Here is a 25,209-nt window from a genome sequence, read left to right as displayed (position 1 = left end):
TGCCCGCTGCGCTAACGGGATAGCTCGAGCGCAATCGACTCACTAATCGGGGTGGTGTGGCGCCCGATCAAGCGGCTCAGGTCGCCGCTGCCACCTTCCAGGAGACCCTTACTGACGGCGATGTCCACATCAGCGAGGATGTGCGCCAGCGGCGCCGGAACACCGGCGTTCGCAAGTACCTCCTCGAAGGCCGCTGGCGGCAAGTCGGTATACGTGACATCTGTGCCTGTCTGGCGCGCAAGCTCGGCCGCGTAGTCCGTGAGCGTGAATGAGGTGTCGCCGCTGAGTTCGTACGCGACGTTCTCATGGCCCTCAGTCGTGAGCACTACCGCAGCAGCCGCTGCGTAATCGGCGCGCGAGGCTGTACCGAGCCGCCCTGCACCCGCGCTGCCCGCAACACCAAACTGCAGCTGCGCGGGGATTTGTTCGGTGTAATTTTCGCTGTACCAGCCGTTGCGCAACAGGGTGTATTGCACCCCGGATTCGATGAGGATCTGTTCGGTCTCTTTGTGCTCCTCTGCCAGCAGAAAGTCTGCGGCCGGGCCGCCGAGAACACTTGTGTACACCAGCCGCGACACATCCGCCTTGACGGCCGCTTCGATGACTGCCCGGTGCTGTGGAACACGTTGTCCCACTTCGCTTCCTGAAATCAGCAAGACCGTGTCGCCTGCATTGAACACCGCTTCCAGCGTCTCCGGCACGCCGTAATCTGCCGTTCGCACTTCGATACCACGGCCCGTGAGTGCCGCGGCTTTCTCTGCACTTCGCGCCACGGCCGTGATGGCGCTCGATGGCACCTTCTCAAGCAACTCAGCTATGACGAGTGTGCCGAGTTTTCCGGTTGCCCCTGTGACGACGATGCTCATGAACCAGCCCTTTCGCAAGACGTGTGATAGTCACATCGCAAGCTACCCGAACAACTAACTAGAAGTTAGTACCAACTTTGAAGTAAGTTACAGGCATGGACGTAAGACAAGTGGTCAGAGACGCGGATGTGTACAACCAGAGATGCCCGTCACGCAGCGTCCTCGAACACATCACGAGCCGCTGGGGTGTGCTGGTTCTCGGAATTCTTCTGGCTGGCACACAGCGTTTCAGCGAACTCCGAAAGGGAATCGGCGGCGTCAGCGAGAAGATGCTCGCGCAGACGCTGCAGACACTCGAACGCGATGGCCTCGTGCTGCGCAAGGCCTACCCAGTGATACCACCGCGCGTCGAGTACTCCCTTACCCCGCTGGGACTAGAAGCCGCGCGGCGCGTGGCTGAGCTTGCGAGCTGGTCGGAGCTGAATCTGTCTAAGGTGCTCGACGCGCGTCAGACGTACGACGCCCAGTCGTGAGCAGGTGACGATCCCAAAGGCCGGCAAGTACCACTTTGGCGCACTGGGTACACGTAGCCACACCATTCCGGTGACTGTGGCGCCAGTCTCACCAGGCGAGACTGTAGGCAACCGGCGCACCAGAAAGCAGACCAGCCATGACCCACACTTCGACCCTGGCAACTTTGGACCGGGCAGAACCGGCGTTCACCCTCTCGGTTTCCGGCGGCGGCACCCCGACTGCCCTCATCACGTGGCCCGATAGCGTTCCGCCGCTTGCCGACATTGTCGAGAGCTTCGCGAACGTCGGATTGCGCGTCGCCGAACATGAAGAGGCTGGGGGCGGCCACCGTTTTACCTTCTGCCCGACTGAACCCGAGTGGGGGGAGGAAACAGCTGCCCTCCTCGCGGATGCGCTCGCCGCCGCGGCACGCGGCCGCTTCGAACTGGATATCTATGCCCAGTTGATTGGCTCCGCACGTATTGCCTGGACACACATCATCCTGGTGCGGGCGGCTTGCCGCTACCTTCGCCAGGCCGGTCTCATGCTCGCGGAGTCCAGCATCGTGGCAATCTTGAAACGTCATCCCGATTTCCTTCGCGCGTGGACTGCCCTGTTTGAGGCCCGCTTCGATCCGGACCGGCAAGGTAAGCCGGGCGGTGCAACGAGTTCACTCAGTCCGTCGGCGCTCAGCGAGATCATCAACGCTTCGGTCGCCGTCACCTCGACACTTGACGAAGACCAAGTGCTTCGGGCCCTGCATTCGTTCCTGCACGCGACACTGCGAACAAACTGGTTCCAGCTTCCGGCGCCGCGTGCGGTTGCCTTCAAAATAGACCCGTCGAAATTGTCGCTTGCGTCGCCCGTCACGCCGTTCCGGGAAATCTTTGTCCACTCCCCCTCGGTTGAAGGCAGTCACGTTCGGGGCGGACTCATCGCGCGCGGTGGTTTGCGCTGGTCCGACCGGCCTGACGACTTCCGGACCGAGGTGCTGGGCCTGTTGAAGACGCAGGTGGTGAAGAACTCCCCGATCGTTCCCGTAGGCGCGAAGGGAGCATTCGTTGTTCGCGGAAAGAAGACAACGCACGACACGGTCCGCGCCGCCTACGAGGAGTTCGTTGGCGCACTGCTGGATGTGACAGACAACCTGGTCGGCGGTAACACTGTCCGTCCAGCACGCACAGTGACATACGACGGCGACGACCCGTATCTCGTTGTCGCAGCAGACAAAGGCACCGCCGCGTTCTCTGACGTCGCGAACGCCATCGCGGTCGACCGCGGGTTCTGGCTCGGCGACGCGTTCGCGTCCGGAGGATCCGCTGGGTACGACCATAAGGCTATGGGCATCACCGCGCGAGGTGCCTGGTGCTCGGTGCATCGTCATCTCAGCGAACTCGGTATCAATGCGGCCAGCGATCCGTTCACCGTTATAGGTATCGGGGACATGTCGGGCGACGTGTTTGGCAACGGCATGCTGCTGTCGCGCGCCATCCGGCTGGTCGGCGCGTTCGACCACCGCCACATCTTCCTCGATCCGGACCCCGACCCGGAAGCATCTTTCGCCGAGCGCCAGCGCCTAGCTGCGCTGCCACGCAGCAGCTGGCATGACTACCGCCGGTCACTGATCTCCGACGGCGGCGGTGTGTGGTCCCGCAACGCCAAAACAATCCCGCTCTCACCGCAGGCGCAACAGCGGCTCGGTGTGTCGGCGACCCAACTGTCGCCCAGCGAACTCATCAAAGCGATGCTCACCGCTGAAGTGGATTTGCTGTGGAACGGCGGAATCGGGACATATATCAAAGCCAGCGACGAAACAGACAGCGCTGCAGCAGATCCTGCAAATGACTCAGTTCGGGTCGACGCCGCCCGCTTACGCTGCCGTGCCGTGGGCGAGGGCGGCAATCTCGGCTTCACCCAGCGTGCCCGAGTGGAATTCGCGCTGGCTGGCGGAAAAATCAACGGCGACTTCATCGACAATGCGGCGGGAGTCGCGACGTCCGACCGTGAAGTGAATATCAAGATCGCACTCGGCGCCGCCGTTGCCGCGGGTTCGCTCAGCACACACGCACGCGACGGCATTCTCGCAGCAGCCACAAGTGACGTCGCGGCTGACGTTCTGGCAGATGCGGACCGTCAAACCCTCGCGATCAGTCTTGCCGAGGCGCATTCTCGATTCCTCATCAGCAAACACGAGCGGCTGATCGAAAATCTCGAGGCGGCTGCCGGAATCACGCGCGAAAGCGAGGGGCTGCCCACCGAAGCTGAGTTCCGTGCACGGCAGCTTGCGGGCACCGGACTAGTTCGGCCCGAGATTGCGATCCTGCTGGCACAGTCGAAGAATCTAGTCCGGCGCGAACTCGCGGCTTCCGTTGAACTCGATGACCCCATTTTCGCCAATACAGTAGTCGACTACTTCCCGCCGGCCGTTCGCGCTGCCGCGTCTCGTGAAATCACCGACCATCAACTCGCTCGTGACATAAAATCCGTCACCGTCACAAGCGAACTCATCAATCGGGTGGGACCGGGCTTCGTGCGCCGGCTGGAGGAACAGTTCGGCGTCACAAGTGGCCAGATCGCCGTGGCGTACTGGGTGGTGCGCGAAGTCTTCGGCATCGACGAGCTTTGGGCGGCCTTCGTGGATGCCGAAATCCCACCGCATACGCGCATGACCTTGCTCAATGCGGTGCAAACATTGATCGAAGCCGAGACGTCGTGGCTATTGCGGCACAAACGAGGGGTGCCCGCCAGCAAGCTGGTGGCCGAGTTCGCACCGCACGTTTCGGAGCTAAAGGGTGAATTGCCGCAGCTGCGCGGCCTGCTGGCGCCCGACCTGACCACACTGCGCACACTTTCACACGCGCTGGCGTTCGCCGAGGCTGCCCGGCAAACCGGCTGCCGCGTGGGCGTTGTCGCACAAGCGTTCACCGAACTAGGCCGCGCCCTCGGTTTCGATTGGCTGACGGAGGAACTCACTGCAGCTGCCACTCCCGAAACCGATCACTGGGACGCGCTTGCAGCGACAATCCTCACTGCGGCACTGCACGATCGGTGGCATGACACGGTCCGCCGCATCATGGAACAGTCTCGCCCCGATCCCTCCGCTGTGAATGCGCAAGCAGCAGTGGCGAAATGGCTCGCCGGTTCACGCGAATGTGAGCGAATCGGAGAACTCGTGAAGGAAGTACGGTCAACTGGCCGCGTGACACCCGCACGACTATGCGTGCTAACAGCCGCGTTTGGGTGACGTCATGACTGCCTGACTATCAAGCCGAGAAGCAACTCCGCGCGCACCCGGGCGACACTGAGATCGCATCGCAGTATCGCTTCGGTGCGCGCGATCCGGTTGCGCAACGTGTGCCGGTGCACCCCGAGTGTGGCGGCAGCGGATTCCCAGTGCCCGTTCGCTTCAAGGAAAGCCCGCAAGGACGGCAGCAGTTCCGTGCCCTGCTGCGCGTCGTGCTCCGCGAGCGGCCGGATGAGCGTATCCGCCAGCGCGGCGAGGACCTCCCGGGTCTGTGGGAACGTGAGGAGTGCCTGGCCGGTGAGCTGCGCGAATTCTAGTGGAGTACCGCCGTACTCAGCCGCGGAGGCGGCGAGGGCCGCGGTGCTGGACGCATCGCTCAGCCGATCTGCCGGGACCTCCGAACTGAGACCGCAGCGTGTGGCTTTGCGCTCTTCAGACCGCAGCGGCTGCAGCAGCGATTGCGCGAACTCGGCAGTGTCGGTGCCGCGCAGGGCCACAAGCAACTGACCCTTCGAGCGATGTGTGTAGACGGGTCGGCCCTGCTCTGTGAGCTGCTTGTCGACAGCTGCTGCTGCTGATTCGATGACATTCTCGTCGGCGGACGTGATTGTGAATGCCCGCACGTGCCCGTGCGAGTCGGCAGCACCACGCACATGGACGCGGGCGGCTTCTTTATCGGCGTGCCCCGTGAGGAGCAAGCCCAGTGCGGTGCTGTTCAGGGTGTTCTGCGCTGCGCGCAGCCGCACGGGCTTTTCGAAATCCAGGGCGAGCAGCGAATTCGCATGACCCAGCAAAATTTGCTCGACATTGCCAAGCGGAACGGGACTCACCACCGCGAGGTACCCGTGGATGCTGCTCCCCACCGCGATCGTCTGAACCGCTACCGATGCGCCACTGGCGAGCACAGACACGCGACTTGTTGCTTTTCCCGAATGAACCAGGCGGCTTACTTCCTCTACCGCATCTCGTGCGGCGGCGCGCGGTTGTGAGTCCGAAAGGCGCCCAGACGGATCGAGGAATAGCGCCGTCCCGCCGACCGCAGCGGCGAGCTCACGCAACGTCGCCGTGATGCCGCCCTGCACGGCGGCGCGGGTCATGCGTGGCTGTGCCCGAGAAGCGCGCAGTACCGAGTCGTACTGAAGTTCAGCGATCCGCGTCATCACCTTTTTGTGGATCGCGGCGAACGGGGTCGGCAGCGGTACCTCAAACAGCGGAAGCCCCGCTTCGTCAGCCGCATCAGTCAGCCCTGCTGGGATCTGTGGGTGTGAGAGCCCGGTGCCGAATCCTAGTGCAGCCACATCTTTGTCACGCAGCTGGTGGACGAATTCCGCGCGGTCGGCGACGCTCAGTGGCAGCGTGATCCCCGTTGTCAGCACGAGTTCGCCACCGGAAAGCCAGCGGAACGGATCCTCCAGTTCGGTCGTCAGCACGAGCGATATGGATCTGTCCACACCTGCCGCACCACCGCGGAGTTCGAGCGCGAGGTCGGGTTGCTGCAGCACCCATTTGACTGGCACACCCATGGCGCTCCTTCGAACCACACAGCAACGAAATAGACATTATGGCACGGCGCTTCTCATCCATAACGACATTCTGTAAGGGGACGTGGTGGTGTGAACGCACCCACACTGAGTGCATTGATGACGACACCGACGCCGGGTGTCCGCCAGGCGCTGCTCCCCTGGCCCTGCCGACCGGCCTGACGGAAAAGGAAACCACATGTCAGTCTCGCCAGCTCCCGCATATCGCCTCCCGCAGAAGCGTGCGCTTGTCACCGAACTGCCTGGCCCCAAATCACAGGCACTGACCGCGCGGCGGCGGTCTGCTGTCGCCGCCGGTGTGGGCTCCGCGGTACCCGTATTCGCCGCGGACGCCGATGGCGGCGTCATCGTCGACGTTGACGGCAACTCACTCATCGATCTGGGCTCCGGAATCGCCGTCACCAGCGTCGGAGCGTCTGACCCGCACGTCGTCGACGCTGTCCGTGAGCAGGCGGGGCACTTTACGCACACCTGTTTCATGGTGACGCCGTACGAGGGCTACGTACGAGTTGCCGAGGAACTCGCGGCGCTTACCCCCGGCGACCATGACAAGCGCACGGTGCTCTTCAACTCCGGCGCGGAGGCGGTCGAGAATGCTGTGAAAGTCGCTCGCCTCGCAACCGGGAAGAATGCGGTGGTTGCCTTCGACCACGCGTACCACGGACGCACCAATCTCACGATGGCGCTGACCGCCAAGTCGTTGCCCTACAAGAAGCACATGGGCCCTTTCGCGCCCGAGATCTACCGCATGCCAGGCTCTTACCCCTTCCGTGACGGCCTCGACGGCGTGACAGCGGCGAAGCGAGTCATCAGTCAGATCGAGGTTCAGATCGGCGCCGATGAACTCGCCGCCATCATCATCGAACCGATCCAAGGGGAAGGCGGCTTCATCGTTCCGGCGAAAGGCTTCCTCCCCACCCTCGTCGACTGGGCAAAGGCAAACGGAGTGGTTTTCATCGCCGACGAGGTGCAAACCGGTTTCGCGCGCACCGGTCAATGGTTCGCCAGCAACGACGAAGAAGTCGTGCCCGACATCATCACCATGGCTAAAGGCATCGCCGGCGGACTGCCGCTGTCAGCGATCACTGGTCGCGCTGACCTGCTCGACCAAGTTCATCCTGGCGGACTCGGTGGTACTTACGGTGGCAACCCCATCGCGTGCGCGGGCGCACTCGGGGCCATCGAGGCAATGCGTGCCTATGACCTGCCCGGCCGGGCTACATCGATCGGTGACACCGCGCTTTCCCGCCTGCGTGCGCTCCAGCATGACGTCTCGGCAATCGGTGACGTCCGTGGGCGCGGCGCGATGATTGCCGTCGAGTTCGTGACGCCGGGCACCACCGAACCGGACGCCGCGCTCGCCAAAGCGGTTGCAGCGAAAGCACTCGAAGAGGGAGTCATTCTGTTGACCTGTGGCTCCTACGGAAACGTGATCCGGCTCCTGCCGCCATTGGTGATCAGTGACGAACTGCTTAGCGACGGCCTCGACGTGCTTGAAGCAGCGCTCCGTTCCCTCATCTGAATCTTCTGACAAAGGACCATTTCGTGAGCGACATCAACAACTTCCTCGCCACCGTCCCCACTGGGCTGTGGATCGACGGCACATCGACCACTGCGCTCGAGGGCGGCAGCTTCCCCGTGTACAACCCTGCGACCGGTGCAGTCCTTGCGGAAGTCGCCGACGCGGCCCCGAAAGACGCCCTGCGTGCACTTGATTCTGCCCACGCAGCACAAGCTGAATGGGCGGCCACTCCGCCTCGCGCGCGCTCTGAGATTCTGCACCGCGCCTGGGAGATTCTCATCGAGCGTACGGAGGACTTCGCTCTCCTCATGACCCTGGAGATGGGCAAAGCGCTCGGCGAAAGCCGCGGCGAGCTGAATTATGGTGCGGAGTTTCTGCGCTGGTTCAGCGAGGAAGCGGTGCGCATTCAGGGCCGCTACACTGACGCGCCAAACGGCACCGGCCGCATCCTCGTCACTAAGGAACCTGTCGGGCCTTGTCTTGCGATTACGCCCTGGAACTTCCCACTCGCCATGGGTACCCGAAAGATTGGGCCAGCACTCGCCGCAGGATGCACGATGATCGTCAAGCCTTCCGAAGACACTCCGCTGACCATGTTGCTGCTCGCGCAGGTTCTTGCGGACGCAGGTCTGCCTGCCGGTGTGCTCTCCGTGCTGCCCACGTCCCGCTCAGCGGCGCTCAGCGGGGAATTGATCAGCGATCAGCGTTTGCGCAAAGTGACGTTCACCGGTTCCACCCGGGTAGGGAGTGTGCTTATCGGTCAGTCCGCGGCCCATGTTCAGCGCACCTCCATGGAGCTCGGCGGGAACGCGCCGTTCATCGTCTTCGACGACGCCGACCTCGATGCCGCAGTCGACGGTGCGATGGCAGCGAAAATGCGCAACGGCGGCGAAGCCTGCACCGCAGCGAACCGCCTTTTCGTGCACAACAGCGTGCGTGCGGAATTCACCGCCCGGCTGACCGCGCGTATCGCGGCGATGAAGGTGGGTCCTGGCTATGAGACGAGTACCGATATCGGACCGCTGATCAACGCGAAACAGCGCGACGCCGTTGCTGATCTCGTTGCCGACGCGGTCGCCGCGGGAGCCAGAGTGGAAACGGGCGGGGCACCCATCGATGGGCCCGGATTCTTCTTTGCGCCAACAGTTCTCACAGATGTTCCGGACTCGGCGCGAATCACACGGGAAGAAATATTCGGCCCCGTGGCTCCCATCTACGGCTTCGACACCGAAGAAGAGGCGATTGCGCTCGCCAACAACACAGAATACGGGCTGGCATCGTACTTCTACACCCAGAACCTGGACCGGGCCTTCCGCGTCGCACGCGCGTTGCAGGCGGGCATGGTCGGAGTGAATCGCGGCGTGATCTCCGATCCCGCTGCGCCGTTCGGCGGAGTCAAGGCGTCCGGCTTGGGAAGCGAAGGCGGCACCGAGGGCGTTGAGGAGTACCTGAGCACAAAATACGTCGCGTTCACCCAGTGACTGTGATGTGAAACGCGTGTGATCTGCGCCCTTGAGCACACTTCGCCGGGGTGCAGATCACTATCCTCGATACCGGGACAAGCCGACGAGGCCGTCGGCGAACACTTTCCCGCTGACTTTCTTTCGCTGCCACTGCCGGCCGCGTAATCGCACTGCGTGTTCCAGCGCTGCGGACAGCCGTCGGCCGTGTCTTCAGCGCGTCACCCGTGCAGACAGCACTACCGCATCGTGAGGAGCTTTCAGCATGTCAACACCCACCTTGTCGCCACACTCCGTGGAAACGTCGGTTGCCCGGTCGTGGATGTTGCGGGGCCCGGCAATCTACAGCGACATCGTTGCGGCCGAGACTAGCTGTGCCGACGTGGTTGTCCTCGACCTCGAGGACAGTGTGGCTGAACAGGAAAAGCACTATGCGCGGGAGAACGTGTGGCGCTGGCTGGATCAAGGGCATTCCGCCTGGGTTCGCATCAACGATGTCAGCACGAGCCATTGGAGCCATGACCTCGACATGCTGGCAGCCGCGCGCGACGTTGCCGGTGTGATGCTGGCAAAATCGGAGCACCGCGACCAAATCGCAGCGACTGCCGAGCGCCTTCCCGCCGGGACCCCGATTGTCGCACTTGTGGAGAGCGCACTCGGTCTCGAGGAGGCCCGCGGCATCGCGAGTGCGCCTGGAGTTGTGCGGCTCGCTTTCGGAACAGGCGATTTCCGCAAAGATATTGGTGCAGCAGCTGATCCGGTTTCGCTTGCCTATGCTCGTTCACGCCTCGTGGTCGCAAGCCGGGCCGAGCGAATTCACGCGCCGATCGATGGACCGACGTTGACCGACCGCGTACGCGAGTACCGCGACGGCATCAACATCGGCGTCGCAGCCGGCATGACGGGCAAATTGTGTTTATCGGAGAAGCATGCCCGGCTCATCAATGACGAACTCACACCCTCAGCTGCCGACGTCGCGTGGGCAGAGGACACAATCGCAAAGCTCGGTGAAGAGGGAACCAACGTCAAGTACGGCAGCGAGCGGCCGCAACTCGAGCGGGCCCTTAAGATCCGCAGGCTGGCTGCCGCGTTTTCATAGGTTGCGCCGTACTTCGCTACCTATTTAGCGTTAGAAAAGAGTCCGGTGTAGTCGTGCAGCCGTTCCGCGGCGGGTGCTTTGGCAGCATCCTCGTCACCACGCGGCTCAGGGTCTGAGACGGGCGCAGCTGGCGCTGCCAGAAACTTCGGGTAGTCATTCACAGGTAGTGCTCCTTGTGTTGCCGGGCCCGGGAGAATTCATGAGCTGCCAGCTCGGATTCAGGCCTGGAGGATAACGGCCAACGCTCGGCCGTTATCCACCACCGTACGGCATGCCCGGTTCAACTTCTTGGGCAGCGCCGCGCGCCCCACAGGGACATTCGCAATGACCTGCCGTGTTACGCCGAACGCCCGCCATCGATAACGGCCAGGTGCTGGCCGATGCCCAGCATCGCGAGCAAAGCTGCGCAGTCTTCAGAACCGTCGCTGTGCGAAGCAACGACGCGCTGCGCTTTCGCGTACGTACCGGGATCGAGCCGGCCGATAATCGAGGATTCAGATCTGTCGCTAGCCCAGTTGGTATCCATGGATTAGCGCCGCTTGAGCGCCGCGTTGGGCTCAGTGGGGCCGTGAGAAGCCGATTTCGCGCGCTTCTCCGCACGCTTTTCCTTGAGAGACTTTCCGGACTTTTTCGTCATCGTTTGACGTGGCGACTTGTCGGACATTAACCGTCCTTCGGTTGGGAACCTGAATAGTCCCGGCAAAACAACCTTACTTGTGGTGTCTACTCCGGCGCGGCTCCGTACGTAACCCGCACGTAGTTGGGCGCGGGCGCCCTCACCGCCGCGCACTTATCGTCTGCGACAGTCGGTGCGCCTGGTCGAGCAGCAGCTTTCCGAGTGCCTCGCGGCGCTCTTCACGAAATCGGCTCTCGACCCCAGTGATGCTCAACGCCCATGCCGGGGTGCCCTGCTGGTCGAATACCGCGGCTCCCATTCCCCAACTGCCTTCAACCAGCAGCCCCGGATTCACTGAGTACCCCTCGAGCCGGGTCGCTTCGAGCCGTTCCCGGATCAGGTGGGCACTGTGCTGCTGCCCCCATTCTGGAGCGAGGTTTGCCCGTGTCAGGTATTCCGCTATCTCGCGGTCTGACAAGTGGGCGAGGATGACGATGCCAGCGGACGCGACACCTAGCGGCATACGCAGGCCGACATGCAAGACGTGTGAGCGCAGCGGGAAGCTGCCCTCCTCACTCGCCAGGCACACCGTTTCGTCACCGCGCCGCGCGGAGAGGAACGCGCTCTCGCCCGTCTCCCGGGCAATCTCGCGCAGCACCGGCCGCGCTCTCGGTGTTACGTCGTAGCGTGTCGCCGCGACCGAGCCCAACAGGTACAACTCGGGGCCGAGCGACCATAAGCCCGTCCTGGTGTCACGGTCTACGAGGCCTTCATGCGCGAGCGACGTGAGCAACCGGTGCGCTGTGGGTCGCGCCAACCCAGTCTGCCTGGCTGCATCCGTCGTGGTGGAACCTTCCTGCTTTCCTGCGGCCAGGGCGCGCAACAGGGCACTGGCCCGGCTGACTACCTCTGCTTTGGGTTCCGAATCCATAGCCCTATTCTATCGTCCATTCAGTGAACGCATGATGGAACACTGTTCGTCTTCCGACCGGTTTTGGTCAGTGTTGTTCGCGACTATTGACCGTCTAGCACGGATTGAGCTTCAGTATCTACATTCCGCTGTGACGTTCATTGAACGAACATCGCAGTGAATCGCACGGTTCCAAGGAAGGATTACCATGGCAACACGCGTGTTCGGCAGTCCTGCGGCCGCGGTCGCTGACATCACCAGCGGGGCGTCACTCGCTGTCGGCGGATTCGGGCTCTGCGGCATACCTGATGCACTCATCCAGGCGCTCGTCGACTCAGGCGTCGACAACCTCGAGGTCTTCTCTAACAACTGTGGTGTCGACGACCACGGTCTCGGCCTGCTGCTGAACGAGGGCCGCGTTCGCCGGGTCACCGCGTCGTACGTCGGCGAGAACAAAGAGTTCGCGCGGCAATACCTCTCCGGTGAACTCGAGGTGGAACTCACACCGCAAGGCACGCTCGCGGAACGCATGCGGGCCGGCGGCACGGGCATTCCGGCATTCTTCACCCCAGCGGGTGTTGGAACACCCGTCGCGGACGGCGGGCTGCCGTGGCGTTACGACGCTGAGGGAAAGATCGCCGTGGCGTCACCCCCCAAGGAGATTCGAGTCTTTGAGGGCAAACGGTTTGTGATGGAGCGCGGCATCAGCGCCGACTTCGCCCTCGTCCACGCAATTAAGGGCGACACCGCCGGCAACCTCATCTTTGAGAAAACCGCGATGAACTTCAATCCTCTCGCCGCGATGGCGGGCAAGATCACGATCGCGCAGGTCGAAGAACTCGTCGACGCCGGCGAAATTGACCCCGGCCAGATTCATCTCCCTGGTGTTTTTGTGCAGCGCCTCGTCGAGACGGGCGCGCAGGACAAACGAATCGAAAAGCGTACAGTTCGCACAGCAGGAGCGGCATGATGGCAGAAACACAAGGCTGGAACCGGCACCAGATGGCCGAGCGCGCAGCGAAGGAACTCGTCGATGGCGAGTACGTCAACCTCGGTATTGGACTGCCGACACTCATTCCCGGCTACCTCAGCCCTGACGTCCGGGTGACCCTGCACTCGGAAAACGGCATCCTCGGCACCGGGCCTTACCCCACCGAGGACGAGCTTGATGCCGACCTCATCAACGCTGGCAAGGAGACGGTTACCGTCAACCCCGGAGCTGCCTTCTTCGACTCGGCCGCATCGTTCGGGATGATCCGCGGCAGCCACATCGACACCGCCATCCTGGGCGGCATGCAGGTGTCCCGTACCGGCGACCTTGCCAACTGGATGGTGCCCGGCAAGATGGTCAAAGGCATGGGTGGCGCGATGGACCTCGTCCACGGCGCGAACCGCGTCATTGTGGTTATGGAGCACACCGATCGCGCTGGCAACCCGAAGATCGTCGACGTCTGCACACTGCCGCTCACCGGACAGGGAGTCGTCAACCGCATCATCACAAACCTCGCGGTCATCGATGTCGCCGACGGTTCGGCGCTCGTGCTGCGCGAACTCGCTCCCGGGGTCTCCGTTGACGAGGTGCGCGCCGCCACGGGCGCAACACTGCAGGTGAACTTCACGGAGCAGGAGGTCGCAGCATGAGTTCTGTGATCGTTGCCGGTGCCCGTACCCCCATGGGGCGACTGCTCGGCTCGCTTAAGGACTTCTCCGGCGCCGATCTGGGCGGCATCGCGATCAAAGGCGCTTTGGACAGAGCTGGTGTCGCACCGGAAGCCGTCGAATACGTCATCATGGGCCAGGTACTGACTGCGGGCGCCGGGCAAATCCCCGCCCGGCAGGCCGCGAACGCCGCAGGTGTCCCCATGTCGGTTCCCGCCCTGACGATCAACAAGGTCTGCCTCTCGGGACTGAACGCTATCGCCCTGGCCGATCAGCTCATCCGGGCCGGAGAGTTCGAGATTGTTGTAGCAGGCGGCCAGGAATCCATGAGCCAGGCACCGCATATGCTCGAGAAGAGCCGCAGCGGGTTCAAATACGGTGACGTGACGCTGCGCGACCACATGGCATACGACGGCCTGCACGACGTTTTCACCGACCAGGCGATGGGTGCTCTCACTGAATCGGCAAACACAGATATCACACGGGCAGAACAGGACTCGTACGCAGCAGCGTCCCATCAGCGCGCCGCACGCGCCTGGAAAGACGGCCTGTTCGACGACGAAGTCGTGCCGGTCACGATGCGGGGCCGCAAAGGCGAGACCACGGTCTTCCGTACCGACGAAGGCGTCCGTCCCGACACCACCGCCGACTCGCTGGGCCGCCTGCGTCCCGCATTCGCCAAGGACGGCACGATCACGGCTGGCTCTGCCTCGCAGATCTCCGATGGCGCTGCGGCAGTCGTCGTGATGAGCAAAGCGAAAGCCGAAGAGCTAGGACTCAATTGGATCGCCGAGGTCGGCGCCCACGGCGTGGTCGCAGGGCCGGATTCCACCTTGCAATCACAACCTGCCCGGGCGATCGCGAAGGCCTGTGCGCGCGAAGGCCTCGATCCACAGTCGCTGGACCTCATCGAAATCAACGAAGCCTTCGCCGCGGTGGGTATCGCCTCCACCCGCGAACTGGGGGCAGACGCTGAGAAAGTGAACGTTAACGGCGGCGCGATTGCGATGGGCCACCCGCTTGGGATGTCCGGCGCACGCATTGTTCTGCACCTGGCGCTGGAGCTTCAGCGCCGCGGCGGCGGGGTGGGCGCGGCTGGCCTGTGCGGCGGAGGCGGCCAGGGCGATGCGCTGATCATCAAGGTCCCATAGGACACTGTGTCAATCTGCCTCCGGAAAGCGGAGGCAGATTGACACTAGCGCCCTAGGGCAGCGAGGATCTCGCGCAGCACGCGGTCTGGTTCGTGAACGAGGTGGTGCCAACTGAACCTCAGGACCCGCCAGCCGTCGTTGACGAGAATGTTCTGTCGCTTCATGTCGTGTGCGAATCGGTCTGCGTCCCGATGCCAGGCCCAGCCGTCGACCTCGATTGCAACGCGCTCACGAACGAACGCGACATCGATTTCAAAGCCGCAACTCGGGACATGGGTGCGCCACCCCGTCAGCCCCGCGGCACGAAGCAGCCGGTGCAAGATTCGCTCCGCCTCGGAAGCGCCTCCCTCACCGGCGGCGTGCAACAGTTTCTCCGCAGCTTTGGCGGTGGCCCGCCCGCGATTGCGTTCGTGGATGGACCACAGAATCTGCAGCGACGTGTGCTTCTGGAGCGCCCGGTCCAGAAACACCGAACCGTTGGGCAGCGCGACAGCGGTTTCGAGAACCGTGAGCGGAATACAGGTGAGCCGGAGGCGGCGCACCGTGCACACGTCAGCAGCGCACAAGTCCCGCCGGCGCAGGTCGAAGTCCCTCGCGCGCACCCGGCGCACTCTGGGGACCGTCACTGTATGCCGCTTTGGCGCGCGATCGATCAGCCCGTACCACCATGCTGCACTCACGCCGTGCGCAAGCGCCGACGTCCCGGCCGTGAAGACCGCCGCGCGCAACTGCACCGCCGGTGTGATTGTCCGGTCAGCACGCAGGTAGACACTTCGGCACAAACGCCGCCACTCACCTGAACGCACCCGGCGCGTCACAGCCTGAGACGTCATGCCAGCTTCGAGCGCTTGCCCATAAGCGATTACGCCGTCCTGGCTGGCCATAATCGCGTGTACTCGTCGAGGGATCACACCGGAGTTAGACGCGCCCGGTGCCCGTTGGTTCCGCCGACACGCGGTGTGTCAATCTGCCTCCGGAAAGCGGAGGCAGATTGACACAGTCACTGCTTGCCGTAGGTAAGCCGCCGCAACACGACTTCAGCCGGACCGCGCTGGTTCCGCTTTTCGAGCATGTACGCACCGATAACTGTGAGAACCCAGACTGCGACTGCGTAGAGGAACAGGTTCGCGCTGCCCATGTGCTGACCAAGGCCGAATCCCCAAGCCGCCAGGATGGGCGCACACAGGATCGACTGCGCGAGGTAGCCGGAAAGTGACCGTTTGCCGAGCGCGTTGACCGCGGCGCCGAAGGTGCCGAGAGTCCGGCCCTGCAACCGGTGACCGACAAGGCCGAAGAGCGCGACGTATCCCACACCGCCAGCGAGCCCCGTTGTGACCTGTACTAGCTCGAAAGCCTGGACGGCCCCCTCGGGCACATCCCATACGCCGAGCTTCGCGAGCGCAGTTACGCCGCCACCGATCCATGCGGTGCCGATTCCGATTACCGCGACCCTGCGAAGCAGCGGCAGATGCGCGCCGGGCTCTTCGAGGATGCGTCGCCGAGCAGCCCAGATACCGAGCAGGATTGCGATCGGGACCGCGAGAGTGAGTAGCCCCTGAAAGACGATGAGGAACGCCCAGAACGAGATTCGGGTGATCATCGACGCGAGGTAGTTCGGCTCGCCATTGGCGGCTTCGATGACGCCATAGAGGTTGAATGCCTCCTCGGCTTCGCCCTCAGGGGTGGCCGACACCGCCGCAAACGTGAGCAGTGTGAGGGCAACAAGCACCCCCGCTCCGATCGCGCTCCACACGAGCAGTGTGCCGTCACGACGCCGCAGGAACAGCCACACGAGCAGCAGACCGGCTAGACCGTAGGCACCGAGAATATCGCCGAACCACAATAGGGCGGCGTGGACGAAACCGAATATCAGCAGCCAGAAGTTGCGGCGCTGAAGGAGGTTACGTGCGGTGCGTTCGTCGGTTCCCGCGGCTTGTTGGCGGAGGTAAAGCTGGACGATGCCGTAGCCGAAGAGGAACGCGAACATGGGGTAGACGCGCAGGTCGATCGTGGTGATGATCAACCCCTGCGTCAGTTGGTCAATGAACGACTCCGACGGCGGATGCGCAGACACACGTTCCCCCGCCCGGCCCCACAGGTACCAGGGAGTGTTTGCGATCACAATCAGCAGGAGCATAAAGCCACGCGCCAGGTCAGGCGCGAGGGCGCGCTCCCTGGCACCTACCGGCCCCCTGGCAAGGTGACGCGACATCGTTTCCTCCGTAACTGCAAGCCTGCCGGGTATACCCCGGGGACTAATTAGTCACGGGGTGTTCCATTCGGCCCGAAGTATATCCAGCGCGCGGGCACGAAGGAGACGTCCAAAAGTAGGACTTTCGTTCTCCTCCAGATACCGATAGTCTCCGAATTATGACGGTATCTGAACGGTCGCAGCGTCGCGGCCTGATAATCGGCTGCGGTGGCACTCTCGGTGCCGCCTGGACAGTCGCCGCACTCGTGGCAGTGCGTGACGTGCTCGATTGGGATCCCCGGGATGCACAGCTGCTCATGGGCACCTCCGCCGGCGCAGAGCTCGTGACTATGCTCGGCAGCGGTGTTGACGTCGATGAGCTCGTCGCCATGCAACTTGGCACGTCTGCACACCCCGCACTTGCCCACCACCTCGCTGCCGCACCAGGCCGCTTCCCGCCGCTGCCTGCCCCTGCTTTTCCGGCGTTGCCACTCGTGCTGCGCGGCAGCGGCCTAGCGCGACCGGCTGGCCTGCTGCCTCGCGGACGTGGAGACGCGTCCTGGCTGAAAAAACTCACAAACAGGCTGACCGAGGGATGCGAGTGGGTTAATCATCCCGCGACGTGGCTTGTCGCGACAGATGTGAGCACAGGTGCACGGGTCGCTTTCGGTTCTCCGCACGCACCGCAAGCGCCCCTGAGCGACGCTCTGTGCGCGTCGTGGGCAATCCCTGGCTGGTTCCCGCCGGTGCGGATCTCCGGCCGGGACTATCTCGACGGAGGCGCCGTCTCCACCGCATCAGTCGATCTCGCTCTCGACAGTGGCGTGCAAGAACTCGTGGTTATCGCGCCGATGGCGTCAACAGGAAAAATCCCGGGCCGCGGGGCGCACATTGCGGAACGACGCTTGCGCAACCAGATGAGTGAGGGCCTCGACCGCGAGGTGGCGCTCGCGGAAAGCCGCGGAATACGGGTGCTGCGACTCGACGCAACTCCCGCCGATCTCATAGTGATGGGCGCGAATTTCATGGACGGGCGCAGGCGTCTCGCCACTTTCGAGCACGCCCTCCGCTCGACCCGCACCCAGATCGACAGTAAGGCCGGTGTACTCGCATGACACATCATGACGTTGCCATTGTCGGCGCCGGGATCTCCGGAATCGGCGCCGCCATCACGCTCAGCGAAGCAGGCATCGACGATTATGTGATCCTGGAGAAAGGTGACGCTCTGGGCGGCACCTGGCGGGACAACACCTACCCCGGGTGTGCCTGCGACGTGCCGTCGAGGCTGTATTCCTACTCGTTCGCACCCAACCCCGAGTGGTCGCGGGTGTTCGCCGGGCAGCCAGAGATCCGCGACTACATCGAGCGCACGGCAGCCGAGCACAACGTGCAGAGAAAGGTGCATTTTCGCACTGAAGTTGTTCGGGCACAGTGGAATTCTTCGCTACGTCGATGGGAAATTGACACCACACGTGGCAGCTTTAGCGCCCGCGTACTCGCCGCCGCGCCGGGTCCGTGGAACGAACCCCTCATCCCAGAGATCCCCGGACTCGACACCTTCAGCGGCGAGGTTTTCCACTCGTCACGCTGGAACCACAGCTATGACCTGGCTGGCAAACGTGTAGCCGTCGTCGGCACGGGTGCATCAGCAGTGCAGTTCGTGCCCGAGATCCAGCCGGAAGTCGCGCAACTGCACGTGTATCAACGGACCGCACAGTGGGTGCTCCCCAAACCGGACCACGCAATGCCCGCCGCGGAAACATGGGCTATGCGGAGGATCCCCGGCCTTTATGGAGCGCTGCGACAGGCCGAATACGCGATCCTTGAAAGCCTGGGTGTCGGCTTCCGGAATCCGTGGCTCCTCAGAGTGATTCAGCAAACAGGGCGCGCTCACCTGTACCGGCAAGTCCGAGACAGAAAGCTGCGCACCATCCTCACCCCGGACTACATCCTCGGATGCAAGCGCCTGCTGATGTCCAACACTTACTACCCTGCCCTCACCCAGCCTAACGTCGAAGTACACGGAAACGCCGTGCGCGAGATTCGCGGCAACATTGTGATCGGCGCCAATGGGCAGGAGCGAGAAGTTGACGCCATCATTTTCGGCACCGGCTTTCACATTCTGGACATGCCAGTCGGATCACGGGTATTCGACGGTGACGGACGCAGCCTTGACGACCACTGGAAAGGCAGCCCGCAAGCCTACTTGGGCACCGCGATAGCGGGTTTCCCGAACGCGTTCGTCCTCCTCGGCCCGTCTCTCGGAACAGGGCACACGTCTGCGTTCATGATTCTGGAGGCGCAGCTCGGGTACCTGCGCCAGGCTGTGACCTATCTTCGTGAAAACAAGTGGGCACCGATGGCGCCGCGTGACGAGGTACAGCACGCATTCAATGCGGAGGTTCAAGAGGCTCTCGGCAGCACGGTGTACAACGCGGGCGGCTGCCATAGCTACTACCTGGATGCGAACGGCCGCAACAGTTTCAGCTGGCCGTGGTCAACCCGCCGGATGCTCACCCGCCTCGCCACCTTTGATCCTGCCGCGTTTCGGCGACACAACCACGCAACCACGGAGGCGCAGCGATGACCCCCTACCGACCCCTTACTCTGCCATTGTCAACTGTGCTCGTGACGGGCGCCGGCCGGGGCATAGGCCGCGCTGCCGCGCACTTGTTCGCGGAACACGGTGCACGCGTTATTGTCACCGATCTCGACGCGGCAGCCGCAGCCGCAGTTGCGAACGAAATCGGTCCGGACGCAACCGCATTCGAACTGGACGTCAGGACACGCACTGCGTGGGAGCGCGTCGAAGCGGAGTGTGGGCCCGTTGACATTCTCGTCAACAATGCCGGAATCATGCCGCTCGGGGCGTTTCTCCACGAGTCAGACGACACGATCGACGCAATCATGGAGATCAACGTCCGCGGAGTGATGCACGGAATGCGGGTCTTCGGCCGACAAATGACGGAACGCGGGCAGGGCCACATCGTCAACGTGACGTCACTGGCAGGCAAAATTCCGATCCACGGCATGGTCGCTTACAACGCAAGCAAATTCGCAGCAGTGGGGCTCTCAGCTTCGGCCCGGCTGGAATTTGCTGACCAAGGTGTGAGCGTATCAAGCGTGCTGCCCTCGGCTGTCCGCACTGACCTGTCGTCCGGGGTGCAACTGGGCGGTGTGCTGCCCACTGTTAATCCCGAGGATGTCGCGGCAGCGATCCTCAGAACGTGCGCTACCCGCCAGGCGGAGATCGCGGTCCCGCGTTACCTCAATCCGGCGGGTGTGGCGTTGGCGCTCATTCCAGAACGAGTGATGTCGCTGGTCCGAAAGGCCGTGGGCGGCCGTCGCGCGCTGACGGGAGTGAACCACGAGACACGCGGCGACTACGAGCGGCGGATCGCGCAGATCACCAAAGCCGACCAGCCTTGACTTCCTTGAGAAACACGACACCCTCAGTTCTGTCCAGGTAGCGCGGATCAAGCGAAAAATAGCTGAGATTTGAGGACGTTTCAGCCCGCAGCTTGGGTGTGTGACCCGTCTCTGTGAACGCCCTGACTAAACTGTCTGCAGCGCAGATCGTCACATGCCCCGGCAGTGCTTCGGAAAGGAAAGCTTCGAACGTCTTAGGTGCCGGTTCGTTAATCTCGTGGTGTTTTGCTACCCCGAGTGCTGACGCGAGGAACGCGTACTCCTCGCCCAGTTGCACGTCGACAATCGCGCCAGCACTCCACCATTCGATGTCCTGGCCGTTGAATACCCAATGGCTCTTGTACTTCTGGAGGTGACGATTGTGCGCGAAGACCAAAGTGGGACCGCGCGGCCGCTCCCGCTCGGCAATCGCGGCGAGGTTGCTGGCCATCAATTCATCACGCAAGCCAAGCAGTCGCGGCACCCGCTGATCCGAATCATCTGCCACCGCAGCGTGATACCGCATCAAGCCGGCCGCTGTTCGCGCGTACAACCGGGCCCGCCACCAGTCTTCCTCAGTCAATCGCGACACTAAATGGGGCGATTCGGAATACAGCAACGCGGTCAGATCATCGATAAGCAAACGCAGTCGCATCGCGTCTGTCGAAGTGCCAACCGACAGGGACGGCTCGAAGGCAGCTTCGGCGTTCGCCCATCGCTCGTCGTCGCCGACGAGCGTGTCGATCACCTGCTTGCGGCATGGCATCAGTTCAGGGTTCACGTGCTCTTCCAGCAAGGAAAACAGTGCGGTGATGATCACTCGTGGGCTTTCCCCGCCCGTCATCTCCACGGGTGCGTCGAATCCGTAGAACCGCAAGCACTCTGACTCGTCACGCTCGCTGTTGTACGCGCGCATCCATTCCACCAGCTGCCGATTCGCCGGGGAGTCACCGAACCCATGACTGAACCCATCGCGCATCACCATGTCCAGACTTCCCACTCCTCGCACCACGAAGTTGTTGACGAGGTTATCTGCGATGCAATGAGTTTCGAGAGCAACCGAGCGGTAACCTTCGAACTCGGCCAAATACCTGAAGAACTGATTGCGCAGCTGCGGCAGCGCTTCCTCCTCATGCATGCACTCGCCGAAGGCGAGTAACCGCGGGGGTCGCGGCAATGAACGGAGAAAGGCACGCAATGGGTGCGGATCGCCTGGCTCATCGGTGAGCGTCCACAGATACTGCGGCGGAACATCAGCAGCCACGCCCCCACTGTAACGCCGACCCAGTGGAACGACGGGAGCTATCTACCAAGGGGTATCGGTGGTGGGCACCACACCAGCACCGATCGCGTCGACGAGTTCAGCGTGATCAGCAACAGTCTGGGCCGCATAGGCCGTGCCGAACGAAATCATTGAGTCAACGAAGGCATCGCCCTTGCCCAGGTAGCCTGCGATTGCCGCTGGATCACCGCTTCGGGCATGCGACTTAGCTAACGCGCGCCCACATATGGCGGAAAACTCCGGCAGGATGCCCGCTATTTCGCGGCCACTCGGAATCACTTTCATATCTCGGAACTGCCTAACGTAGTAGTCAAGCCCATCTACCCGAACGTAGCCGAGGAAGATGTCACTAGCTGACTGCATCAGGCGCTGACCGACCGTCACTCGCTGTCCGTGATTGCCAAAAGGACTGGGGCCGAGAAACTCCTCATACACTGAGGCCGCCGCCTGCTTGACCTGGAACATCACTGGCTCACGACCGCTGTCGCCCTCCATGAGATGCAAGTAGACCCGCATACCAACGCTGCCGACACCGACCACCTGCTGCACACTGTCAACCCGGGTGAACCTGCCGACCAGCCGCCGCAGATACGGCGTGATCGAGTCGAGATACGTATCGAAAACCTGGTTGTAGACGCTGATCTCTTCGCTCTCCCCCAACGTGAAGTGCCGTCGTTTAGGAGGAGCTTCGGTGATCTTCCGCCGACCGTCAACGACCTCGGTGAGCTGCCTTGTGGCCCCAGCCTGGGAGCGCTTCTCACTTCTCTTGAGAATGTTGCTCTCGTGCCACTCAGCGTCCGCCGTCGACAAGCGTCGCAGGGTTTCCTGTGCCGTGATGCTGTCGTACCAGACCTCTAACTCGCCGGATTTTGCGTACCGCCGCATGCTGTCGCGATAGGTGCGCATCGCAGCTCGAGCGCTTTCGGCGGCGACCGACGTAGACACTCCTTCGGTGTCTGCTAGGACAAAGATACTGGTGGCGAGCCGTTTCAGATCCCATTCGAACGGGCCTTCCAGCGTCTCATCGAAATCCCTCGCATCGAACAGCAATCGCCGTTCTGGAGAGGCCCACAACCCGAAGTTGAGGATATGAGCGTCCCCGCACATCTGCACGGTCAATCCGGAATGCTCGCTGGTGGCGAGGTCAGCGGCCATCACTGCCGCCGCACCCCGCAAGTATGCCCACGACGATGACGCCATCCGTGCATATCGGATCGGCAGCAGCGAATGATCTCGGACAGCTTCCTGAGCGCGCAAACGATCGAGAGCGGGCGCGGTCCGTCGGGACGGATCCCAGTTTCCTGAGCTCTTACGGGGCGCACGTTTGCGCGCGGACTTTCCTGCCTCGGCGTCCGCATCGACTCGGTTTGTCGCACGAACGCGAACTTCGCCGTTCGAAAGCACAGAACTCATTTCGCCTCCAAGCTTCCAGCCGAGGACGAATTACTTGCCCCAGCACGCTGCGACACATTAGGTCCGATCTTACGGCGCGGGTTTCCGCACCATCGGTGTTGTGACGATTGCTGCTGGGGCCCGGAACTCGACAACAGTCAATTCACCATCGCCAATTTGTCAGCAGGGAACTTGCGGTTGAGACGCGTCCGTTCACGGATCGCTGACGGGAGATCGTCCATCGCGAGCAGAGTGTCACAGGCGCGCAGCGAGCCCTCTGCATCACCCACCCAGTACGCCACAATCGAATACTCGAAAAGCAAACCCCAGCGGTAAACCGAGGGGTGCACGAACAGCACATCGTCAGGCATGGGCCGCTCCAGTGCTGCCTTCACGAGGGTATGAGCCGTGTGGTGATGTCCCCTTGTGCGCAACCGGGAAACAAGCTCGTAGCACGCCTCGAGCCGCGACGGTCGGCATTCCATCGCCTGCACGAACGCATCCATAGCTGCGGGCCAATTCCCTAGCTGGTCCTCGAGGAGGCCCACCTGTAGAAGCGAGTAATAGACTTCTTCGCCCCAACCACCCATTGCGGCTCGCTGCCTGTAGAGGCGCACCGCCTCGGGTATATCACCCATATCCCGCATCGTCTGCGCGAGGTAAAACACGCTGCGCGCATTGGCCGGGTGGCGCTGCAAATCCTCCGCCAAAAGGCGCGCGTCCCGTTCGAACTTATCGGAGCGGGAACCGCCGTCAGCAAAATGTTCGACGACGATGGCATCGAGGTTCTCGACGCTAGCAGGATTATCAGATGTGATGAACTCGTGGGTGACGCCCTCGTAACGCCACGCGATTCGCCCACTCACGAGGCGGCGATTGCGGTACAAGAGATCACCCTCATGGCGAATCATGTAGCTATCGGCAGTCGGCGTCGGCCACTCTCCCACCGTCCGAACAACCATATCGGCATCGATAAGCAGCAGGTAGTCGGCTTTCCCAGCCGCATGCTGGAGGTTCAGCGACCGGTTGTGCCCGAAATCAACCCACTCGTCCTGATGCAGCTCACCCGGTATCTCGCTAAGGCAGCGGCGGACAATTTCTTGCGTACCGTCAGTCGAACCCGTATCTGAGATCACCCAGGTGTCAATCAGGCCCATGACCGATCGGAGGCAGCGTTCGATAACGCGTGCTTCATTCTTCACGATCATGCAGAGGCAGATAGTGGGCCTGCTCCCTGTGTCACCTGATGATTTCAACCCGTACCACCTCAGCTTGGTCAAATGCGTGTCTGCTCGATCGATTCAACTACGGTGCATCGGCGTTGAAGCACACCGTCTGGACGGTGACAGAACCAATCGAGGCCACTGCGCCAAATGTAAACCGCCACCGGGTTGGATCAGTGGGATGCGGCCGAGAGTCTCGTGCGCTGACAACCAACCCGCCGACATCGAGTCCCCCGTTAATGGCGACATCACCACTGTTGCATGGAGGTGTATCAACGGTCGTTGGCCCCAATAAACTCAGGCTTGCACTAGCGGTACTGGTGAAATAGACCTCCGAGCCGGGGCCTGCTGGTCCTGTCGGGCCGGTCGCGCCAGTGGGGCCTGTTGGACCGGTGGCACCAGTGGCGCCGGGTGTACCCTGCGGACCAATCGGCCCGGTAGCGCCAGTTGGACCGGTTGGCCCGGTCGGACCCGTCTCACCCTGCGCACCAGTCGGACCCGTCTCACCCTGCGGGCCAACGGGCCCCGTATCCCCCGTCGCCCCGGTCGGACCCGCCTCACCGGTCGCACCAGTAGGACCCGTCGCCCCGGTCGGACCCGTCTCACCCTGCGCACCAGTCGGACCCGTCTCACCCTGCGGGCCAACGGGCCCCGTATCCCCCGTCGCCCCGGTCGGACCCGCCTCACCGGTCGCACCAGTCGGACCGGTCTCGCCCTGCGGACCAATGGGCCCCGTATCCCCCGTCGCGCCCGTCGGACCCGCTTCACCCGTGGCGCCAGTCGGGCCCGTCGCGCCCGTCGGACCCGCATCACCCGTTGGACCAGTATCCCCGGTCTCGCCCTGCGGACCTGTCGGACCTGTCTCGCCCGTCGGCCCGGTCGGTCCCGTCGGCCCCGTCGGACCGGCCTTGCATGTGTGGCATAGAGACCCGTGGGGACCGAGCGAGCCAAGCGCCAGCAGCGATCCAAACCCGGCCGCGGACCCTGAACTGCCAGGCAGACCGTGAGAGCCCGTACCGCTTGCTGATCCGCTGCTACCGCTGCTGCCGGATCCAGCATCGATTGATGCCGAACTTACCGCGGGAGCAACGGACGGCTGTTGTGAACCGCTAGAAGCGGTAGTTAACACAACGCTGGTGAGCCCGGTAAAGGCACTCACTGAGGCAGCGCACGCCGCTACGAGAACTGCATT

The 25,209-nt window shown here is 62.8% G+C and carries 22 protein-coding genes; 11 read left to right on the top strand and 11 right to left on the bottom strand.

From position 1 onward, the window contains the following. Window positions 1–11: 11 nt before the first annotated feature. Entirely contained in the window at window positions 12–866 is an 855-nt protein-coding gene (locus tag ONR57_RS19375; protein ID WP_265125251.1) for an SDR family oxidoreductase, read from the bottom strand. 95 nt (window positions 867–961) lie between these two features. On the opposite strand from ONR57_RS19375, the gene ONR57_RS19370 reads away from it, so the two are divergent. Continuing rightward, on the top strand, window positions 962–1,339 hold the full coding sequence (locus ONR57_RS19370; protein WP_265125249.1) for a helix-turn-helix domain-containing protein: 378 nt from the start codon (window positions 962–964) through the stop codon (window positions 1,337–1,339). A 137-nt stretch (window positions 1,340–1,476) separates the two neighbouring features. After that, on the top strand, window positions 1,477–4,563 hold the full coding sequence (locus tag ONR57_RS19365; RefSeq protein WP_265125248.1) for an NAD-glutamate dehydrogenase: 3,087 nt from the start codon (window positions 1,477–1,479) through the stop codon (window positions 4,561–4,563). Between the two features lie 2 nt (window positions 4,564–4,565). On the opposite strand, the gene ONR57_RS19360 is transcribed toward ONR57_RS19365, so the two are convergent. After that, complete coding sequence (locus tag ONR57_RS19360; protein ID WP_265125246.1) at window positions 4,566–6,086, bottom strand: PucR family transcriptional regulator; 1,521 nt, start codon at window positions 6,084–6,086, stop codon at window positions 4,566–4,568. Between the two features lie 196 nt (window positions 6,087–6,282). Here ONR57_RS19360 and gabT point away from each other — a divergent pair, with 196 nt between their 5' ends. The 3 genes from gabT to ONR57_RS19345 all read left to right on the top strand — a co-directional run bounded on the left by gabT (window position 6,283) and on the right by ONR57_RS19345 (window position 10,185). Next, entirely contained in the window at window positions 6,283–7,626 is a 1,344-nt protein-coding gene (gene gabT / locus ONR57_RS19355) for a 4-aminobutyrate--2-oxoglutarate transaminase (RefSeq protein WP_265125244.1), read from the top strand. 23 nt (window positions 7,627–7,649) lie between these two features. Then, complete coding sequence (locus tag ONR57_RS19350; RefSeq protein ID WP_265125242.1) at window positions 7,650–9,107, top strand: NAD-dependent succinate-semialdehyde dehydrogenase; 1,458 nt, start codon at window positions 7,650–7,652, stop codon at window positions 9,105–9,107. 244 nt (window positions 9,108–9,351) lie between these two features. Further along, window positions 9,352–10,185: a CoA ester lyase gene (locus tag ONR57_RS19345; RefSeq protein WP_265125240.1), complete on the top strand. Its 834-nt coding sequence runs from the start codon at window positions 9,352–9,354 to the stop codon at window positions 10,183–10,185. Between the two features lie 20 nt (window positions 10,186–10,205). Here the strand turns inward: ONR57_RS19345 and ONR57_RS19340 are convergent, their stop codons facing one another. From ONR57_RS19340 to ONR57_RS19325, 4 genes are all read right to left on the bottom strand, one after another. Continuing rightward, a complete protein-coding gene (locus ONR57_RS19340; protein WP_265125238.1) occupies window positions 10,206–10,346 on the bottom strand; it encodes a hypothetical protein in 141 nt (46 codons plus the stop codon). Between the two features lie 176 nt (window positions 10,347–10,522). Beyond that, window positions 10,523–10,711 carry a hypothetical protein gene (locus ONR57_RS19335; RefSeq protein ID WP_265125236.1) on the bottom strand — a complete coding sequence of 63 codons (189 nt, stop codon included), beginning with the start codon at window positions 10,709–10,711 and terminating at the stop codon, window positions 10,523–10,525. A gap of 3 nt (window positions 10,712–10,714) precedes the next feature. After that, window positions 10,715–10,849, bottom strand: coding sequence for a hypothetical protein (locus ONR57_RS19330; RefSeq protein ID WP_265125234.1), 135 nt, complete (start codon window positions 10,847–10,849; stop codon window positions 10,715–10,717). 112 nt (window positions 10,850–10,961) lie between these two features. Continuing rightward, the gene (locus tag ONR57_RS19325) at window positions 10,962–11,732 is read right to left on the bottom strand and encodes an IclR family transcriptional regulator (protein ID WP_265125232.1); all 771 of its coding nucleotides are present in this window, start codon (window positions 11,730–11,732) and stop codon (window positions 10,962–10,964) included. Between the two features lie 187 nt (window positions 11,733–11,919). Here ONR57_RS19325 and ONR57_RS19320 point away from each other — a divergent pair, with 187 nt between their 5' ends. Genes ONR57_RS19320 through ONR57_RS19310 form a run of 3 tightly spaced genes read left to right on the top strand, consistent with a single transcriptional unit; the run spans window position 11,920 to window position 14,521 of the window. After that, window positions 11,920–12,681, top strand: a complete 762-nt coding sequence (locus tag ONR57_RS19320) for a CoA transferase subunit A (protein WP_265125230.1) — start codon at window positions 11,920–11,922, stop codon at window positions 12,679–12,681. Then, the gene (locus ONR57_RS19315; RefSeq protein WP_265125511.1) at window positions 12,681–13,352 is read left to right on the top strand and encodes a CoA transferase subunit B; all 672 of its coding nucleotides are present in this window, start codon (window positions 12,681–12,683) and stop codon (window positions 13,350–13,352) included. Before ONR57_RS19320 ends, ONR57_RS19315 begins: the two co-directional genes overlap by 1 nt. Next, window positions 13,349–14,521, top strand: a complete 1,173-nt coding sequence (locus ONR57_RS19310) for an acetyl-CoA C-acetyltransferase (RefSeq protein ID WP_265125228.1) — start codon at window positions 13,349–13,351, stop codon at window positions 14,519–14,521. Before ONR57_RS19315 ends, ONR57_RS19310 begins: the two co-directional genes overlap by 4 nt. Window positions 14,522–14,565: 44 nt before the next feature. Here ONR57_RS19310 and ONR57_RS19305 read toward each other — a convergent pair whose 3' ends face one another. Together ONR57_RS19305 and ONR57_RS19300 are read right to left on the bottom strand one after the other, a co-directional pair. After that, window positions 14,566–15,405: a type IV toxin-antitoxin system AbiEi family antitoxin domain-containing protein gene (locus tag ONR57_RS19305; RefSeq protein ID WP_265125226.1), complete on the bottom strand. Its 840-nt coding sequence runs from the start codon at window positions 15,403–15,405 to the stop codon at window positions 14,566–14,568. Window positions 15,406–15,521: 116 nt separating this feature from the next. Next, window positions 15,522–16,733, bottom strand: a complete 1,212-nt coding sequence (locus ONR57_RS19300; RefSeq protein ID WP_265125224.1) for a DUF418 domain-containing protein — start codon at window positions 16,731–16,733, stop codon at window positions 15,522–15,524. Between the two features lie 158 nt (window positions 16,734–16,891). Here ONR57_RS19300 and ONR57_RS19295 point away from each other — a divergent pair, with 158 nt between their 5' ends. Genes ONR57_RS19295 through ONR57_RS19285 form a run of 3 tightly spaced genes read left to right on the top strand, consistent with a single transcriptional unit; the run spans window position 16,892 to window position 20,141 of the window. Next, window positions 16,892–17,827 carry a patatin-like phospholipase family protein gene (locus tag ONR57_RS19295; RefSeq protein ID WP_265125222.1) on the top strand — a complete coding sequence of 312 codons (936 nt, stop codon included), beginning with the start codon at window positions 16,892–16,894 and terminating at the stop codon, window positions 17,825–17,827. Next, window positions 17,824–19,299, top strand: a complete 1,476-nt coding sequence (locus ONR57_RS19290; RefSeq protein ID WP_265125221.1) for an NAD(P)/FAD-dependent oxidoreductase — start codon at window positions 17,824–17,826, stop codon at window positions 19,297–19,299. Before ONR57_RS19295 ends, ONR57_RS19290 begins: the two co-directional genes overlap by 4 nt. After that, the gene (locus ONR57_RS19285) at window positions 19,296–20,141 is read left to right on the top strand and encodes an SDR family oxidoreductase (RefSeq protein WP_265125219.1); all 846 of its coding nucleotides are present in this window, start codon (window positions 19,296–19,298) and stop codon (window positions 20,139–20,141) included. The genes ONR57_RS19290 and ONR57_RS19285 overlap by 4 nt, the downstream gene beginning before the upstream one ends. Here ONR57_RS19285 and ONR57_RS19280 read toward each other — a convergent pair. The 3 genes from ONR57_RS19280 to ONR57_RS19270 form a co-directional block, all read right to left on the bottom strand. Continuing rightward, window positions 20,119–21,384: an erythromycin esterase family protein gene (locus tag ONR57_RS19280; protein WP_265125217.1), complete on the bottom strand. Its 1,266-nt coding sequence runs from the start codon at window positions 21,382–21,384 to the stop codon at window positions 20,119–20,121. The genes ONR57_RS19285 and ONR57_RS19280 overlap by 23 nt on opposite strands. Before the next feature lie 42 nt (window positions 21,385–21,426). Continuing rightward, window positions 21,427–22,815, bottom strand: coding sequence for a DUF2252 domain-containing protein (locus ONR57_RS19275; protein ID WP_265125215.1), 1,389 nt, complete (start codon window positions 22,813–22,815; stop codon window positions 21,427–21,429). Between the two features lie 137 nt (window positions 22,816–22,952). Beyond that, on the bottom strand, window positions 22,953–24,002 hold the full coding sequence (locus ONR57_RS19270) for a glycosyltransferase (RefSeq protein ID WP_265125213.1): 1,050 nt from the start codon (window positions 24,000–24,002) through the stop codon (window positions 22,953–22,955). Window positions 24,003–25,209 lie beyond the last annotated feature (1,207 nt).

Origin of the sequence: Hoyosella sp. YIM 151337, assembly GCF_026041215.1 — a bacterium.
Lineage (GTDB): Bacteria > Actinomycetota > Actinomycetes > Mycobacteriales > Mycobacteriaceae > Hoyosella.
The sequence above is the reverse complement of the archived record's forward strand: the minus strand, read 5'-3'. Positions and strand labels throughout refer to the sequence as shown.

Coding starts and splice junctions, on each gene's coding strand:
- ONR57_RS19310 (WP_265125228.1), top strand. CDS start 13,349: ATGAGTTCTGTGATCGTTGCCGGTGCCCGTACCCCCATGGGGCGACTG.
- ONR57_RS19360 (WP_265125246.1), bottom strand. CDS start 6,086: ATGGGTGTGCCAGTCAAATGGGTGCTGCAGCAACCCGACCTCGCGCTC.
- ONR57_RS19330 (WP_265125234.1), bottom strand. CDS start 10,849: ATGTCCGACAAGTCGCCACGTCAAACGATGACGAAAAAGTCCGGAAAG.
- gabT (WP_265125244.1), top strand. CDS start 6,283: ATGTCAGTCTCGCCAGCTCCCGCATATCGCCTCCCGCAGAAGCGTGCG.
- ONR57_RS19270 (WP_265125213.1), bottom strand. CDS start 24,002: ATGATCGTGAAGAATGAAGCACGCGTTATCGAACGCTGCCTCCGATCG.
- ONR57_RS19305 (WP_265125226.1), bottom strand. CDS start 15,405: ATGGCCAGCCAGGACGGCGTAATCGCTTATGGGCAAGCGCTCGAAGCT.
- ONR57_RS19345 (WP_265125240.1), top strand. CDS start 9,352: ATGTCAACACCCACCTTGTCGCCACACTCCGTGGAAACGTCGGTTGCC.
- ONR57_RS19365 (WP_265125248.1), top strand. CDS start 1,477: ATGACCCACACTTCGACCCTGGCAACTTTGGACCGGGCAGAACCGGCG.
- ONR57_RS19275 (WP_265125215.1), bottom strand. CDS start 22,815: ATGAGTTCTGTGCTTTCGAACGGCGAAGTTCGCGTTCGTGCGACAAAC.
- ONR57_RS19320 (WP_265125230.1), top strand. CDS start 11,920: ATGGCAACACGCGTGTTCGGCAGTCCTGCGGCCGCGGTCGCTGACATC.
- ONR57_RS19285 (WP_265125219.1), top strand. CDS start 19,296: ATGACCCCCTACCGACCCCTTACTCTGCCATTGTCAACTGTGCTCGTG.
- ONR57_RS19315 (WP_265125511.1), top strand. CDS start 12,681: ATGGCAGAAACACAAGGCTGGAACCGGCACCAGATGGCCGAGCGCGCA.
- ONR57_RS19325 (WP_265125232.1), bottom strand. CDS start 11,732: ATGGATTCGGAACCCAAAGCAGAGGTAGTCAGCCGGGCCAGTGCCCTG.
- ONR57_RS19335 (WP_265125236.1), bottom strand. CDS start 10,711: ATGGATACCAACTGGGCTAGCGACAGATCTGAATCCTCGATTATCGGC.
- ONR57_RS19370 (WP_265125249.1), top strand. CDS start 962: ATGGACGTAAGACAAGTGGTCAGAGACGCGGATGTGTACAACCAGAGA.
- ONR57_RS19295 (WP_265125222.1), top strand. CDS start 16,892: ATGACGGTATCTGAACGGTCGCAGCGTCGCGGCCTGATAATCGGCTGC.
- ONR57_RS19375 (WP_265125251.1), bottom strand. CDS start 866: ATGAGCATCGTCGTCACAGGGGCAACCGGAAAACTCGGCACACTCGTC.
- ONR57_RS19300 (WP_265125224.1), bottom strand. CDS start 16,733: ATGTCGCGTCACCTTGCCAGGGGGCCGGTAGGTGCCAGGGAGCGCGCC.
- ONR57_RS19290 (WP_265125221.1), top strand. CDS start 17,824: ATGACACATCATGACGTTGCCATTGTCGGCGCCGGGATCTCCGGAATC.